This window comes from Sphingomonas sp. Leaf38 (genome assembly GCF_001421825.1).
Classification (GTDB): domain Bacteria; phylum Pseudomonadota; class Alphaproteobacteria; order Sphingomonadales; family Sphingomonadaceae; genus Sphingomonas.
Genome location: NZ_LMLD01000011.1, coordinates 1466857 through 1481450, shown reverse-complemented (window position 1 = coordinate 1481450; position 14594 = coordinate 1466857). Strand labels below are relative to the sequence as shown.

Annotated in this window: 15 protein-coding genes and 2 tRNA genes; 5 read left to right on the top strand and 12 right to left on the bottom strand. The window is 66.1% G+C overall.

What is annotated here, in order from left to right; all coding sequences use genetic code 11:
- Positions 1-18: 18 nt before the first annotated feature.
- The 3 genes from ASE88_RS14200 to fdhD are packed head-to-tail and all read left to right on the top strand — an operon-like array spanning position 19 to position 3610.
- Entirely contained in the window at positions 19-2307 is a 2289-nt protein-coding gene (locus tag ASE88_RS14200; RefSeq protein ID WP_056479594.1) for an FdhF/YdeP family oxidoreductase, read from the top strand.
- A gap of 23 nt (positions 2308-2330) precedes the next feature.
- Entirely contained in the window at positions 2331-2819 is a 489-nt protein-coding gene (locus tag ASE88_RS14195; protein WP_082466555.1) for a molybdenum cofactor guanylyltransferase, read from the top strand.
- An 11-nt stretch (positions 2820-2830) separates the two neighbouring features.
- A complete protein-coding gene (fdhD, locus tag ASE88_RS14190) occupies positions 2831-3610 on the top strand; it encodes a formate dehydrogenase accessory sulfurtransferase FdhD (RefSeq protein ID WP_235527953.1) in 780 nt (259 codons plus the stop codon).
- A gap of 15 nt (positions 3611-3625) precedes the next feature.
- Here the strand turns inward: fdhD and ASE88_RS14185 are convergent.
- From ASE88_RS14185 to ASE88_RS14170, 4 genes are all read right to left on the bottom strand, one after another.
- A tRNA-Met gene (locus tag ASE88_RS14185) sits at positions 3626-3702 on the bottom strand.
- Between the two features lie 66 nt (positions 3703-3768).
- Positions 3769-4284 carry a 2'-5' RNA ligase family protein gene (locus ASE88_RS14180; protein ID WP_056478717.1) on the bottom strand — a complete coding sequence of 172 codons (516 nt, stop codon included), beginning with the start codon at positions 4282-4284 and terminating at the stop codon, positions 3769-3771.
- A gap of 2 nt (positions 4285-4286) precedes the next feature.
- Entirely contained in the window at positions 4287-6185 is a 1899-nt protein-coding gene (locus tag ASE88_RS14175) for a potassium transporter Kup (RefSeq protein WP_055878814.1), read from the bottom strand.
- 171 nt (positions 6186-6356) lie between these two features.
- Positions 6357-6800, bottom strand: coding sequence for an Lrp/AsnC family transcriptional regulator (locus tag ASE88_RS14170; RefSeq protein WP_055878121.1), 444 nt, complete (start codon positions 6798-6800; stop codon positions 6357-6359).
- 127 nt (positions 6801-6927) lie between these two features.
- Between ASE88_RS14170 and ald the strand changes: the two genes are divergently transcribed.
- Together ald and ASE88_RS14160 are read left to right on the top strand one after the other, a co-directional pair.
- Complete coding sequence (gene ald / locus ASE88_RS14165) at positions 6928-8034, top strand: alanine dehydrogenase (RefSeq protein WP_056478714.1); 1107 nt, start codon at positions 6928-6930, stop codon at positions 8032-8034.
- 50 nt (positions 8035-8084) lie between these two features.
- On the top strand, positions 8085-8303 hold the full coding sequence (locus tag ASE88_RS14160; protein WP_055878126.1) for a DUF3072 domain-containing protein: 219 nt from the start codon (positions 8085-8087) through the stop codon (positions 8301-8303).
- 79 nt (positions 8304-8382) lie between these two features.
- Here ASE88_RS14160 and ASE88_RS14155 read toward each other — a convergent pair whose 3' ends face one another.
- The 8 genes from ASE88_RS14155 to ASE88_RS14120 all read right to left on the bottom strand — a co-directional run bounded on the left by ASE88_RS14155 (position 8383) and on the right by ASE88_RS14120 (position 14578).
- Positions 8383-9060, bottom strand: coding sequence for a tetratricopeptide repeat protein (locus tag ASE88_RS14155; protein ID WP_235527952.1), 678 nt, complete (start codon positions 9058-9060; stop codon positions 8383-8385).
- Entirely contained in the window at positions 9021-9461 is a 441-nt protein-coding gene (locus tag ASE88_RS14150) for a cytochrome c-type biogenesis protein (RefSeq protein WP_414893803.1), read from the bottom strand. Before ASE88_RS14150 ends, ASE88_RS14155 begins: the two co-directional genes overlap by 40 nt.
- On the bottom strand, positions 9458-9985 hold the full coding sequence (locus ASE88_RS14145) for a DsbE family thiol:disulfide interchange protein (RefSeq protein WP_056478710.1): 528 nt from the start codon (positions 9983-9985) through the stop codon (positions 9458-9460). Before ASE88_RS14145 ends, ASE88_RS14150 begins: the two co-directional genes overlap by 4 nt.
- A complete protein-coding gene (locus ASE88_RS14140; RefSeq protein ID WP_056478707.1) occupies positions 9982-11895 on the bottom strand; it encodes a heme lyase CcmF/NrfE family subunit in 1914 nt (637 codons plus the stop codon). The genes ASE88_RS14145 and ASE88_RS14140 overlap by 4 nt, the downstream gene beginning before the upstream one ends.
- Entirely contained in the window at positions 11892-12338 is a 447-nt protein-coding gene (ccmE, locus tag ASE88_RS14135; protein WP_056478704.1) for a cytochrome c maturation protein CcmE, read from the bottom strand. Before ccmE ends, ASE88_RS14140 begins: the two co-directional genes overlap by 4 nt.
- Before the next feature lie 97 nt (positions 12339-12435).
- Positions 12436-13161 (bottom strand): heme ABC transporter permease CcmC, encoded by a 726-nt coding sequence (ccmC, locus tag ASE88_RS14130; RefSeq protein WP_056478701.1) that lies wholly within the window; start codon positions 13159-13161, stop codon positions 12436-12438.
- Positions 13162-13337: 176 nt separating this feature from the next.
- Positions 13338-14387: a Leu/Phe/Val dehydrogenase gene (locus ASE88_RS14125; RefSeq protein WP_056479586.1), complete on the bottom strand. Its 1050-nt coding sequence runs from the start codon at positions 14385-14387 to the stop codon at positions 13338-13340.
- A 114-nt stretch (positions 14388-14501) separates the two neighbouring features.
- Positions 14502-14578, bottom strand: a tRNA-His gene (locus tag ASE88_RS14120).
- Between the last annotated feature and the right edge of the window lie 16 nt (positions 14579-14594).

Here is a 14594-nt window from a genome sequence, read left to right as displayed (position 1 = left end):
CCAAAAGCGGAGATGACCATGAGCGACGACCGGACCGTAGAGATCGAGAACTACACGGCACCAGCAGGCGGCTGGGGCTCGATGAAGTCGCTGGTGGAGATATCCGCGCGCGAGAAGGTCGGGCCCGAGGTCGTCCGCGAACTCGCCCGCCAGAACAAGCCCGATGGCTTTGCGTGCGTCAGCTGCGCCTGGGGCAAGCCCGCGCACCCGCATGTCGCCGAGTTCTGCGAGAACGGCGCGAAGGCGACCGCGTGGGAGCTGACGTCGTTCCGCGTGACGCCCGCCTTCTTCGAGCAGCATACGGTCAGCGAGCTGATCGGCTGGAAGGATTATGATCTCGAACAGGCCGGACGCCTCACGCACCCGCTGAAATACGATGCCGCCACCGACAAATATGCCGCGTGCAGCTGGGACGAGGCGTTCGCCGGGATCGGCGCCAAGCTCAAGACCTATGATCCGACCAAGGTCATCTTCTACGCCTCGGGCCGCGCCAGCCTCGAGACGTCGTACATGTATAGCCTGCTCGCGCGGATGTACGGCAGCCAGAACCTGCCCGACAGCTCGAACATGTGCCACGAGACGACGTCGGTCGGCCTGAAGTCGGCGATCGGCTCGGCGGTGGGGACGATCCACCTGTCGGACTATGAGAAGTGCGACGCGATCTTCTATTTCGGGCAGAACCCCGGCGTGAACAGCCCGCGGTTCCTCCACCCGTTGCGCGATTGCGCGAAGCGCGGCGTCGAGATCGTCGTGTTCAATCCGCTCAAGGAGCGCGGGCTGGAGAAATTCCAGGATCCGCAGAATCCGATCGAGATGGTGACGGGCAAGTCGACGCCGATCGCCTCGCAATATCACCAGCTGAAGACCGGCGGCGACGTCGGCGCGATCATGGGGATGTGCAAATACCTGATCGAAGCCGATGACAATGCCAAGCGGATCAACGGCCTACCCGTGCTCGATCATGCCTTCCTCAGTGAGCACACCACCGGGTTCGAGGCGTTCGCCGATGTCGCCCGGGGCACCGACTGGGCGACGATCGAGCATGAGAGCGGGCTGGCGCGCACCGAGATCGAGGCGGCAGCGAAGGTCTATGCCAAGTCGAAGGCGGTGATCGCGGTCTACGGCATGGGGCTGACGCAGCATGTCGGCGGGATCGACAACGTCCACATGGTCGTCAACCTGATGCTGCTGCGTGGCAACATCGGGAAGCCCGGCGCGGGCATGGGCCCGGTCCGCGGGCATTCGAACGTGCAGGGCCAGCGGACCGTCGGGATCACCGAGAAGCCCGAACTCGCGCCACTCGATCTGCTTGCCGAGCAATATGGCTTCGAGCCGCCCCGCGAAAAGGGCTGGGACACGGTCGAGGCGTGCGAGGCGGTCCTGGACGGCACCGCGCAGGCGTTCATCGGTCTTGGCGGCAATTTCGTGCGCGCGATCCCCGATCATGCGCGGATGGAGCCGAAATGGCGCGGGCTCGACCTGACCGTCCATATCGCGACCAAGCTCAACCGCTCGCACCTGCTGCCCGGCGAGACGTCGTACCTGCTCCCCTGCCTCGGCCGGATCGAGACCGACATGCAGGGCACCGGCCCGCAGAGCGTGTCGATCGAGGATTCGTTCAGCCAGATCTATGGCTCGAAGGGCAAGGCAACGCCTGCTGCCGAGACGCTGCTGTCCGAGCCGGCGATCGTCGCGGGGATCGCCAAGGCGACGCTCGCCCCCAATCCGAAGCTCGATTGGGATGCTTGGGTACGCGACTATGCGCGCGTTCGCGATGCGATCGAGGTGACCTATCCGGACCTATTCAAGGACTTCAACGCGCAGATGTTCACGCCCGGCGGCTTCTGGAAGGGCGTGCCCGCTGCACACCGCGAATGGAAGACCGAGAGCGGCAAGGCGGAGATCAACATCCCGCGGGCGCTCAACGTGACCGGGTTCGAAGAGGCCGAGGGGCGTTTCCGCCTGATGACGCTGCGGTCGAACGACCAGTTCAACACGACCGTCTATGGCTATCACGACCGGTTCCGCGGCGTGAAGGGCACCCGCGATATCGTGTTCATGAACCGCAGCGACATGATCCGGATGGGCATTGCCGATGGTGACGACGTCGATCTGGTCGGCGATGCAGGCGGCAATTCGGATCGCCGGCTGAACAAGCTGCGCGTGGTCGAATATTCGATCCCCGAGGGGTGTCTCGGTGCCTATTACCCCGAGTGCAACCTGCTGATGCCGGTCGCGCATCACGCGCGCGAAAGCCATGTTCCGGCGGCAAAATCGGTGCCGGTGCGGATCGAGAAGACACGCTGACCAACCGCCACATCCTCGGCGTCGTGCTTGCCGGCGGACAGTCGTCGCGCTTCGGGTCCGACAAGGCGCAGGCGGTGTTGGACGGGCGCGCGCTGGCCGAGCATGCGCGCGCAGTGCTGGCACCGCATGTCGAGCGCGCGGTGATCGCCGGGCGCGACGGGACGATCCCCGACCTGCCGGGCCCCGGCCTCGGGCCATTGGGCGGCATTGCCGGCGCGCTCGACCATGCCGCCGGGCTGGGTTTCACCTCGGTGCTGACGATCGCGTGCGACATGCCGCGGCTGCCCGAAGGGTTGCTCGCAGCGCTCGCGCGCAGGGCGTCGGCCTATTGCCCCGATGCGCCGGTGCTCGGCCATTGGGAGACACGGTTGCTCGTGGACCTGCTGACCCATATCGAGACCGTGCCACGCCGCTCCGTGCGGGGGTGGGCGGAAGCCGTCGGTGCTACTCCTATCCCGGCGGGGGCGCCCATCCCGAACGTCAATACGCCGCAGGACCTCGATACCCTATGACGACTTCGCGCATGCAAGCGATCAAGATCCTGCGGCCTGACACGATCACCGCAGGCGAACGCGCTATCGCGGTCGAGGTGCCCGTGGCGATCGAGATCGACGGGCTCGGCTATGCGGTGATGATGATGACCCCGGCAGACCTCGCCGAATTCACCACCGGCTTCCTGCTGACCGAGCGGCTCGCCGACAGCGCCGACGATGTGCGCGACATCGATATCTTCGAGGCGGAGGCGGGCTGGATCGTCCGCGTTGGGCTGTCCGATCGATGCAAGGGGCGGATCCACGACCGAGTCCGCCACCGGACCAGCGACACGAGCTGCGGCCTGTGCGGCATCTCCGGACTTGAACAACTCCGCAAACCGGTCCCCAGCACCCCGCCAAGGCCCGACGCGCCCGTCGAGGCGCTGTTCGCCGCCCTTAGCGGCCTGCGCGCGCACCAGCCGCTCAACAGCGCCACCGGGGCGATCCACGCCGCCGCCGCATGCGATCGAAACGGGCGGATCACCGCAGCCTTTGAAGATGTCGGCCGCCACAACGCGCTCGACAAGCTGGTCGGCGGGCTGGCGATCGCACGGCAGCCGGTCGACGGCTTCATTCTGGTGACGTCGCGGATCAGCTTCGAGATGGTCGACAAGGCGCTGATCGCGCGCGCGCCGATGCTGGTGGGAATCTCCGCGCCGACCAGCTTGGCGATCGATCACGCGCACGCGCACGGCCTGACGCTGCTCGCGCTCGCGCGGAGCGATGCGATCCTGGTCGTCAACGACCCATGGGCCGTCTTCGGCGACTGAAACTGTGTCTGAGAATGGTAGCGAAGGAGGGACTTGAACCCCCGACCCCAGGATTATGATTCCCGTGCTCTAACCAACTGAGCTACTTCGCCGTACCGTCCGTCAGGGAAGCGTTCTTCCCTGCGAGGCGCGGCCTATAGGAAGCGGATTCGAGGCGGTCAAGCGAACATGTGCCGAGAAATCGCTTCCCACGGTCCGCCGCGATACCACCACGCGCCAAGACCGGCGATTTCTACGTCCTTCGGGACGAACCCGCGCTGCAGATTGCCAAGCAGAAGCTTGGCCACTGGCGGGCTGACCTTGTTCTGGATCGTGACGTGTGGACGCCAGCCGCCGGCATCCTGCGGCGTAAGCATGCCGGTAAACGCGTCGGCCAGCCGCGCGCGGATGCCGACGAGGTCGGGGGACTCGATCCGGTAGGCGACGCCGCGCCCCAGCGACATCAGCCCGCCGATCCGTGCCTGCGGGGCACGGATGCCGCGCGTCTCCTGATTGAGGCGGTGCTTGAGCTCATCGAGCCCCGACGGCGGAAGATGGTGGAACAGCGTGAGATGCGCGTCGAGCTGGTTGCGCTCGGGCGGAAAATGCTCGCGGCGCATCGCGTCGAAGAACGCGGTGTCCTGTCGACCAAACAAGGCCGTCACGATGATCGGCGCGAATACGAAATCCGTCATGCTCAAATTTCGATCTGGCTGCCGAGCTCGACCACGCGGTTGGTCGGCAGGCGGAAGAACTCCATCGCGCTTTCAGCATTGCGCAGCATCCAGGCGAACAGCTTTTCGCGCCACAGCATCATGCCGGGCTTGTCCGACGCGAGCAGCGTCTGGCGCGAGAGGAAGAAGCTGGTGTCCATCATCTTGAAGTCCGCACCGCAGCTATGGACCTGGCGCAGCGCCGCGGGGACATCGGCATCCTCCATGAAGCCGTAGCGCAGCACGAGGCGGTGGAAGCCGCTGCCGAGCTCCTCGCGTACCGCACGGTCGTTGGCGGGCCAATAAGGCTGGCTGGCGATCTTTACCGTCAGCAGGATCACGCGCTCGTGCAGCACCTTGTTGTGCTTGAGGTTGTGGAGCAGCGCGTGTGGCACGCCGTCCGCGGTCGAGGTCATGAACACCGCGGTGCCCGGCACGCGCGATGCCGAGCTGGCAGCCGAGCCGATGAACACCTTTATCGGCATCGCCGCCTCGTGCATCCGGTCGATCATCAGCTGCCGCCCCTTCGACCAGGTGGTCAGAAAGGTGAAGATGATGAAGCCGACCAGCAGCGGGAACCAGCCCCCGGCCGGGACCTTGGTCAGGTTCGCCGCGAAATAGGCGCCGTCGACGGTGAAGAAGATCGCCAGCAGCGGGATCGCCGCGATCTTCGGCCAGTTCCACAGGCGGAACAGCACCACGCCGAGCAGGCACGTGTCGATGAGCATCGCGCCCGTCACCGCGATGCCATACGCGCTCGTCAGGTTCGACGAAGTGCGGAAGAACAGCACGAGGAGGATCACCATCACCATCAGCGCGCCGTTGACGAGCGGAATGTAGATCTGCCCCTCGGTCGAGGCGCTGGTATGCTCGATGCGAAGCCGCGGGATGAAGCCGAGCTGGATCGCCTGCTGGGTCACCGAGAACGCGCCCGAAATGACCGCCTGCGACGCGATCACCGCAGCCATCGTCGCGAGAATGACGAGCGGGAGCTGGAGGCTCTCGGGCGCAAGATTGTAGAACGGGCTGACCAGCGCGGCCTGACCGTCGCGGAACAGCAAGGCGCCCTGCCCCATATAGTTGAGGATCAATGCGGGGAGGACGAAGACCAGCCAGGACAACCCGATCGGTTTGCGACCGAAATGGCCCATATCCGCATACAGTGCCTCGGCCCCGGTGACCGCGAGCACGACCGAACCCAGCGCCAGGAAGGCGCGCTCGGGATCGATGAGGAAGAACTCGACGGCGTAATGCGGCGACAGCGCCCAGAGCACGCCCGGGGTCTGGACGATGCTGAGGATACCCAGCACCGCGATGACGCTGAAATACACGAGCATGATCGGCCCGAAGACGAGGCCGATCCGGGCGGTGCCGCTTTTCTGAACCCAGAACAGCGCGATCAGGATCACGATTACGATCGGCAGCACGAGACCGCCAAAGGCGGGCGCGGCGACGGCCAAGCCCTCGACCGCGGACAGCACCGAGACCGCGGGCGTGATCATGCTATCACCGTAGAACAAAGCAGTCGCAAAGACGCCGAGCAGGATGATGCCCTTGCTCCAGCGCCGCGTCTTGGTCTTGCCCGAGACCAGCGCCAGCAGCGCGAGACTGCCGCCCTCGCCCTTGTTGTCGGCGCGCATGATGATGATGACGTATTTGACCGTCACGACGATCATCATCGACCAGAACATCAGGCTGATGACGCCCATGATGTGCGCCGCGTCGAGCGCGAGCTTGTGATGGCCGGCGAAGGTTTCACGAAAAGCATAGAGCGGGCTTGTGCCGATATCGCCGAAGACGATGCCGATCGCGCCGAAAGCGAGCTTCAGCATACCGTCCGAGTGATGATGCCCCGTCTCGGGATCGAGAGTGGCGGGTGGCACGGTCGAGGCCGCGGCGGTCTGATCGACGCTCACTGGACGGTGAATCGACCCGGAAGTGCAGCAATCATCATCGAATTTCCGATTTCACCCTGTGCCCCAAGCGCGCGCATTTAGCATGAGGGGCAAAGGGCGGCAACGGCGGGACGGTTAGCGTGGATTAACCGGGGCTGATCAGACGCGCGTGACGACTTCGCGGATGACGAAATGCGAGGCGAGACGCGTGACGCCGGGGAGTTGCGACAGCGTCTCGCGGTGGATGCGTTCGAACGTCTCGCCGTCGCGAATCTCGACATGCAGCATGTAATCCGCCTCCCCGCTCATCAGAAAGCATTGCACGACCTGCGGGCAGTCGACGATCTCGGCCTCGAACGCCGCCATCGTTTCCTTGCGCTGGTCGCGCAGCGTTACGTTGACGAGGACGATGCTTGGGTCGCCGCGCGCCGCGCGCGACAGGACGGCACGATAGCCGGTGATCGCGCCGCTTTCCCGCAGTTGCGCGACGCGGCGATGCGCGGCGCTTGCCGACAGGCCGACCGCGTCGCCGATCTCGGCGCTGGTGAGGTCCGAGTTGGCGGCGAGCAGGTCCAAAATCCTGCGTTCGATCGTGATGCTCAAGATATTCCCGAATTACCTACGCTGAGTGCAATCATCGTGCGGATCCGCTACTGCATCGCGACGAGTTTGCGAACCCTTCCCATCCAAGGCGCGCTAGTATCGCGCAAACGATAATGGAGTGGAATCAATGCGCGTCGGTGTCCCCAAGGAAATCAAGAACCACGAATATCGCGTCGGCCTGACCCCGCCGTCGGTCGCCGAACTCGTCGCCGCGGGTCACGAGGTCGTGGTCGAGACGCAAGCCGGATCCGGGATCGATTTCGAGGACCAGGACTATGTCGACGCGGGTGCGACGATCCTGCCGACCGCGGCCGCGGTGTTCGCCGGCGCCGACATGATCGTGAAGGTCAAGGAGCCGCAGCCGGGCGAGATCGCGATGCTCGAACCGCGCCACCTGCTCTTTACCTATCTGCATCTGGCCGCCGACAAGCCGCAGGCCGAGGGCCTGATGAAGTCCGGCGCGACCTGCATCGCGTACGAGACCGTCACCGACAATCGCCGCGGTCTGCCGTTGCTCAAGCCGATGTCCGAGGTCGCAGGCCGCATGTCGGTGCAGGTCGGCGCGCACTATCTCGAAAAGGAGCAGGGCGGACGCGGCGTGCTGCTCGGCGGCGTTCCCGGTGTCGCGCCGGCCAAGGTCGCGATCCTCGGTGGTGGCGTCTCGGGCGTCAACGCCGCGCAGATGGCGGTCGGCATGCGCGCCGACGTGACGATCTACGACATCTCGAACGATCGCCTTGCCGAGCTCGACATGTTCTTCTCGAGCCAGATCAAGACGGCGTACGCATCGAAGGCCGCGATCGCGGCGGCGGTGAAGAACGCGCATCTGGTGATCGGCGCGGTGCTGGTCCCCGGGGCGGCCGCCCCCAAGCTCGTCACGCGCGAGATGCTCAAGACGATGAAGCGCGGTTCGGTGCTGGTCGACATCGCGATCGACCAGGGCGGCTGCTTCGAGACGAGCCATGCCACCACGCATGAAGACCCGGTGTTCGAGGTCGACGGCGTGATCCATTATTGCGTCGCCAACATGCCCGGCGCGGTCGCCCGGACCTCGGCGTTCGCGCTCAACAACGCGACGCTGCCGTTCGCGCTAAAGCTCGCCAATCTGGGGGCTGAGGCGGCGATGAAGGCCGATGCGCATCTTGCCAATGGGCTGAACGTCTACAAGGGCAAGATCGCGTACAAGGCGGTCGCGGATGATCTAGGTTTACCTTACGAAGCTTGGGTCGGCTGATAGGGAACGGATACGGAACATGGGTGTTGGACAGGGGAAAGGAATTTCCAATGTCCGACACCCCGAACCCGAAGTCCGAACCGTTCTCGAACGCCGAGAAGGACCCGGACGACTGGACCACCGGCGACGAGAAGATGACCGGTGCGCAGGCGAGCTACCTCAAGACGCTGTCCGAGGAAGCGCATGAGGAATTTGACGAGTCGCTGACCAAGGCGGACGCGTCGAAGAAGATCGACGAACTTCAGTCGAAGACCGGGCGCGGTCAGTAAAAGGGGGGCTCCTGTTGGCGCCCTGTTTCCACGGCCTCACGCAAAACCGTTATCCCTGCTTGCGCAGGGATAACGGTTTCTAAGGCCTATCCGGCGCGTCCTGCGCATCCAGCAGTCGGTCAAGCAACGTCAGTCGCGCCGCAATCTCGCCGCGATAGGAGATGTCGGCCGGTGTGAGCGTCAGCGCCCGGGCCCAATATGGCCGGGCCTTTGCGAACTCCCCCGCTCTCACATACGCCAAGCCGAGAAAGAACGGCGGCGCGGGGTGCTTCGGCGCCAACCGCATCGCCTGTTGAAACGCGAACAGCGCGGGCGGCGACACCTGGTTCGCATCATGCGCGGCGAGCGCATTGGCGAGACCAGTCCATAATACCACGTTCGTAGGCGCGATACGGATTCCGCCCAGCAACACCTGCACTGCCGCACGGCGATCGCCGATCCGGGTCATCGCATCCGCGGCCACGAGATACGCCGCCGCGCCGGTATACCGCTCCAGCATCTGATCGCGCAGCTCAAGCATCGCGCTATCGTCAGGCGCGGGCGCGAGCCCGGTCGTCACCGAATGCCCGGCAAGCCCCGGCTGACCCTGCAGCGCATAGCCCGCCGCGCCCAGCATCAGCGCCGACGCAACCATCGACCACAACAGTCGATCGACCTTCAACACCGCGAGCATTGCGAACACCCCCGCGCCGATCACGCCAAGCCAGACCCAGCCCATCAGCGTTTCCTCCGCCGGAAACTCGACCGCGCGATCCACCCGCCGACGCCGAGCAGCAGGATCGGGGCGAGCCATAGCGGCCAGGTCAATCCCGTCAGCGGCGGATCATAGGTCACGTAATCGCCGTAGCGTGCGACCAGCCAGTCGCGGATCGACGCGGGCTTCTCCCCCCGCTCAATCCGTTCGCGGACGAGCGCGCGCATGTCGGCGGCCATGTCGGCATCGCTGTCGGCGATCGACTGGCCTTGGCAGACCAGGCACCGCAACGTCTCCATGAGCGCGCGCGCGGAGGCTTCCTGGGCGGGGTCGGCGAGCTGGACGTTCGCGTAATGGGCGGGCGCGATGACGGGCTGCGCGGCGGCTGGCGCAACGCAGAGCAACAGCGCCGCGAGAACCTCCGCTCCCGCTCGCGACAGGGGAATGACGTGTGGGTCCTTCACCGCGCGTCCTTCACCGCTTGCACGATATCGGCGACATTCTCGGGCCGGATATCGCCGATGATCTGCTTCACGACGATGCCGCGACCGTCGATCACGAACGTCTCGGGCACGCCTGACGAGCCCAGCGCCAGCTGCACCCGGCTCGCCGCGTCGCTGCCGATCCGCTCGTACGGATCGCCGTTGCGGCGCAGGAAGCCCACGATCGCGGGCGTCGTGTCGCGGATCGCGATCGCGTCGATCGGGACGCCCATCGCCTTCAGCCGCATCAGCTGCGGGGCCTCGGCGATGCACGGAATGCACCAGCTGGCGAAGACGTTGAGCAACCGCGGCTTGCCCTGTCGGAACGATGCGCTGGTCAGGCCCGGCTTGCCCGGGACCATCGCCGGCAAGGCGAAATCGGGGAGCGGCTTGCCGACCATCGCCGAGCGAACGGTTTTCTCGGCGGGCCGGAACAGCCCGCTCGCCACCACTGCGAACAGCAAGGCGAAGATCGCCAGCGGCGCCCAAAGTGCGAAGCGCTTCATGCCCAATGCGTCCGTATCGCGGTACGCCGCTCGCGCCGGACGCGGCCGAGCAGCGACAGCGCGCCGCCCAGCGCGATCAGCACGCCGCCGAACCAGATGAGCGTCACGAACGGCTTCCACCAGAGCCGAAGCTGCCACCGCCCCTGCCCGTCCGGCTGGCCGAGGACGGTATAGAGCTGGCCGTCGAGCACGGTCAGGATCGCGGATTCGTTGGTGCTGGTCGGCGGGTTGGCGAAGAACCGGAGTTGCGGGCGGAGGATGCGCGCGCTGTCACCACGCGTGGCGGTCAGCCGCGCTTCGAGCGCGGACCAGTTCTCGCCGATCACGGGCGATATCCCGTCGAGCGTCACGGTGTACGGTCCAACGCGCGCGGGTTCGCCCGCACGCACAGCGACCAGAGTCTCCTTGGTGAACGCGCTGTCCGACGCCATCCCGGCAAGGCTGACCGCGATCCCGAGATGCGCGATGACCATGCCATAGGTGAAAAGCGGCGTGCGCCTGAGATTGCGTTTCCACAACGGCGCGACGCTGGCGACTGCCAGACCGGCGGCGAGCGACAGTCCTGCCCAGGGGAGCACACCCGGCCAGACGAACAGCAACGCGACTGCCGCGACCAGCGTCGCGCCGATCGGCAGCATGACACGGCCGAGCACCGCCTTCGCGTCGTCACGCCGCCAGCGCAGCAACGGCCCGACCGCCATCACCGCGACCAGCAGCAGCGCGATCGGCCCTGCCGCCTTGTTGAAGAACGGCGGGCCGACCGAGAGCTGCACGCCGAAGCTCGCCGCGACGATCGGGTAGAGCGTGCCGATCAGGACGATGCCGAGGATCACCGACAACAGCAGGTTGTTCGCGACGAGACCGCCCTCGCGGCTGACCGGATCGAAGGTCGTGCCCGCGCGGACGGTACCGATCCGCGCGGCGAACAGCGCCAGCGCGCCGCCGATATAGATCGCGAGCAACGCCAGGATGAACGCACCGCGCTCGGGATCGACCGCGAACGCGTGGACACTCGTCAGGATACCCGAGCGGACCAGGAACGTGCCGATCATCGACATCGAGAACGCGACGACCGCGAGCATGATCGTCCAGGCGCGCAGGCCATCGCGGGTCGCGAGCACGGTCACCGAATGGAGCAAGGCGGTGGCGGCGAGCCACGGCATCAGCGAGGCGTTCTCTACCGGGTCCCAGAACCACCAGCCGCCCCAGCCTAGCTCGTAATAGGCCCAGTAGCTGCCCGCGGTGATGCCGAGCGTCAGGAAGATCCAGGCGATCAGCACCCACGGCCGCATCGCCTTGGCGAACGCGGGTCCGACGTCGCGGGTGACCAGCGCGCCGACTGCGAACGAGAACGCGACCGATAGGCCGACATACCCCGTGTAGAGCGTCGGCGGATGGAACGCCAAGCCGGGGTCCTGCAACAGCGGATTGAGCCCGAGGCCATCGGCTGCGGCAGGGTTCAACCGCGCGAACGGGTTCGAGGAGAAGAGCAGGAACGCATAGAATCCGAGCGCGATCGTCGCCTGCGCGCCGAGCGTCGCGGTGAGCGTGCGTTCGGGCAGCGTCCGTTCGAGAATCGCGACCGCACCGCCAGCGAGCCCGAGGATCGTCACCCAGAGCAGCATCGAGCCTTCGTGGTTCCCCCAGGCGCCGGCGAACTTGTAGAGCCACGGCTTGGCCGAATGGCTGTTCTCGACGACCAGTCTCACCGACATGTCGGAGTCGAGGAACAGCGCGATCAGCAGCGCCATCGCCAGCAGTGCGAGCAGCCCCTGGACGATCGCCACCGGCCGTACCGCCGCCGCGACGTCGTCACGACCGCGCGCGATACCGATCGTCGCCATGACCAGCTGCAACGCCGCCAGCGCGCCTGCGAACCACAGCGCGGCGAGACCTGCTTCGGCGATCATCGCTTGGCGTCCGGCTCGAGCGTCTTGGTTTCGTGCATCTTGCCGGCCATCTGCGGCGGCATGTATTTCTCGTCGTGCTTTGCGAGCAGGTTCGACGCGACGAAGCTACCGTCGGGCTGGAACTGGCCTTCGGCGACGACGCCCGATTTCTCGCGGAACAGGTCGGGGACGATGCCGGCGAAAACGACCGGCGTGCTCGCCTGCCCGTCGGTGACGACGAAATGCACGGTGATGCCGTCCGCGGCGCGCTCGACCGAACCGCCCTCGACCATCCCGCCGAGCCGTACCGCACGCCCGAGCGGCAAGCCGTCGCGGCGCACGTCGGAGGGCGCGTAGAAGAACGCGGCCTGATCCTTGAGGGCCGACAGCGCGAGCAGCCCTGCAACCACGACCGCGCCGAGCGCCAGCAGCGCCAGCGTGAGGCGTTGATGCTTGGCCTTCATTTCTCGGCCTTTCGCATCGCTAGGTAGCTGATGAGCGCGATGATGGCGCCGCCGCCCAGCGTCAGGACGTAGGCAGCAGTCACGAACGGCCAGGGGTTCATGATCGGGCCATCCGGCGCGTGCGGGCTTCGGACTTGGCAATCGCCAGTATCGTGCGCATCCGCATCAAGACGATCCCGGCGAATATGAAGGTAAACCCGGCCAGCATGATAGGCAGCGGCCACAGAATCGAACCGGCGATCGTCGATTGCGTGAGGCCGATGCTCGGCCCCTGATGCAGCGTGTTCCACCACACCACCGAATAGCGGATGATCGGCAGCAGCACCGATCCGGCGATCCCGTACAGCGCCGGCACACGGCCATCGCCGCCCCGGTCGGCATCGGCCTTCGCGAGCGCCATATAGCCGAGATAGACGAACAGCAGCAGCAGCATCGAGGTCAGGCGGCCATCCCATTGCCACCACGTTCCCCAGGTCGGCCGTCCCCAGATCGAGCCGGTCGTCAGGCAGAGCGCGGCGAATACCGAACCGGGCAGCGCGATCGCGCGCGCGGCGACGCTGGCGAGCGGATGCCGCCAGACAAGAAACATGATGCTTGAAATCGCGATCCCGCTCCACCCGCCCATCCCGAGCCAGGCGGCGGGGACGTGGATGTAGAGGATGCGGACGGTCTCGCCCTGGAGGTAATCGGGCGGGGTCTGCGTGAGGCCCGCCCAGCAGCCAAGACCAATGAGCGCAACGCCGGCCCAAAAGAGCAACGGCGTCAACGGCTTGGCGATCTTCAGGAAGCGCGCGGGGTTTGCGAAGGCGTGTAGGGTAGCCACTGGATGTCACCACTATGGCAAGTCATCACGGACTTAAAGCCCCTCTCCCCATCGGGGAAAGGGAGGGGCCCGCCGCGATTGCGGTGGGAGGGTGAGGGGCTTCGGGCTCGGGTCGTTCGCCCCGACGGCCCCTCATCCGGCACTTCGTGCCACCTTCTCCCCGACCGGGAGAGGGATCAGCGGCCGATCAGGCGCTTGGCGATCGAGTCCGCCACATCCGACGCTGGCTGGCCGGTGCGGTCGCTTTCGTTCCAGACTTCGATCAGGCGCTCGGGAATGCGCGCGATCCGTGCCTTGACCTCGGCCTCGTCGCCGTGACCCAGATATTCGAGGCCGACGTTGATGATCCCGCCTGCGTTGATGACGTAATCGGGCGCATACAGGATACCGCGCGCATGCAGACGCGCGCCGTCTTCGCGGACGCTCAGCTGATTGTTCGCACCGCCTGCGACCACCTTCGTCTTCAGCGCGGCAATCGACATCTCGGTCAGGATCGCGCCGAGCGCGTTCGGGCTGAAGATATCCGCGTCTGTCGTCAGGATCGCCTCGGCGGCAACCGCGGTCGCGCCGAGCTCGGCGGCAAGCGTCTGCGCGCGCGCCTCGTCGACATCGGCCAGCGTCAGCACCGCGCCATCCTTGGCGAGCAGTCGCGCGAGCCCGCCGCCGACCGAGCCGACGCCCTGGATCGCGACGCGCACGCCCTTCATGTCGGTCGCCCCCAGACCACGCTGTGCCGCCGCCTTCACGCCGAGATAGATGCCGAGCGCGGTATACGGCCCGGGATCGCCGCCCGCCGCGCCGCTCGCGACCGGCAGGCCGGAGACGAAGCGCGTCTGCGTCGCGATCACCTTCATGCGCTCTTCGGACATGCCGACGTCTTCCGCCGTCACATAACGTCCCCCGAGCGAATCGACCGCGCGGCCGAACGCCTCGAGCTGTGCGGTGGTGATGACGTCGCCGGGTTTGGCGGCGAGGACGACGCCCTTGCCGCCGCCGAGTTCGAGCCCGGCCATCGCGTTCTTGAAGCTCATGCCGCGCGACAGGCGCAGCGCGTCGGTCACCGCGCGACCGTTATCGGCGTAATGCCAGAAGCGCGTGCCACCCGCCGCCGGGCCTAGCTTGGTGGAATGCAGCGCGATGACCGCGCGCAGGCCCGATTCGGGATCGGTAAAGGCATGAACGCCCTCGTGGTCGTCGAAATCGGGAAGGTCCCAAACCGCTGTCATCGCCGGCTCCATCAGGAGGAATAATATTACCGGGAGGCGAAATATTATTTTCCGGGGCGTTTGACCAGCCCAAAGCACCCGCGTTGCGGGGCTTCACTGAAAATACTGAAAAAATGGGGCGACCGACGGGACTTGAACCCGCAACATCCGGCATCACAAGCCGACGCTCTAACCAATTGAACTACGACCGCCGCGTAGGCGTCGCCC

What these genes read in the sequence shown, in the direction of transcription:
- ASE88_RS14200 (WP_056479594.1), top strand. Translation starts at nt 19, where the DNA reads ATGAGCGACGACCGGACCGTAGAGATCGAGAACTACACGGCACCAGCA.
- fdhD (WP_235527953.1), top strand. Translation starts at nt 2,831, where the DNA reads ATGCAAGCGATCAAGATCCTGCGGCCTGACACGATCACCGCAGGCGAA.
- ASE88_RS14180 (WP_056478717.1), bottom strand. Translation starts at nt 4,284, where the DNA reads ATGACGGATTTCGTATTCGCGCCGATCATCGTGACGGCCTTGTTTGGT.
- ald (WP_056478714.1), top strand. Translation starts at nt 6,928, where the DNA reads ATGCGCGTCGGTGTCCCCAAGGAAATCAAGAACCACGAATATCGCGTC.
- ASE88_RS14160 (WP_055878126.1), top strand. Translation starts at nt 8,085, where the DNA reads ATGTCCGACACCCCGAACCCGAAGTCCGAACCGTTCTCGAACGCCGAG.
- ASE88_RS14145 (WP_056478710.1), bottom strand. Translation starts at nt 9,985, where the DNA reads ATGAAGCGCTTCGCACTTTGGGCGCCGCTGGCGATCTTCGCCTTGCTG.
- ASE88_RS14140 (WP_056478707.1), bottom strand. Translation starts at nt 11,895, where the DNA reads ATGATCGCCGAAGCAGGTCTCGCCGCGCTGTGGTTCGCAGGCGCGCTG.
- ccmE (WP_056478704.1), bottom strand. Translation starts at nt 12,338, where the DNA reads ATGAAGGCCAAGCATCAACGCCTCACGCTGGCGCTGCTGGCGCTCGGC.
- ASE88_RS14125 (WP_056479586.1), bottom strand. Translation starts at nt 14,387, where the DNA reads ATGACAGCGGTTTGGGACCTTCCCGATTTCGACGACCACGAGGGCGTT.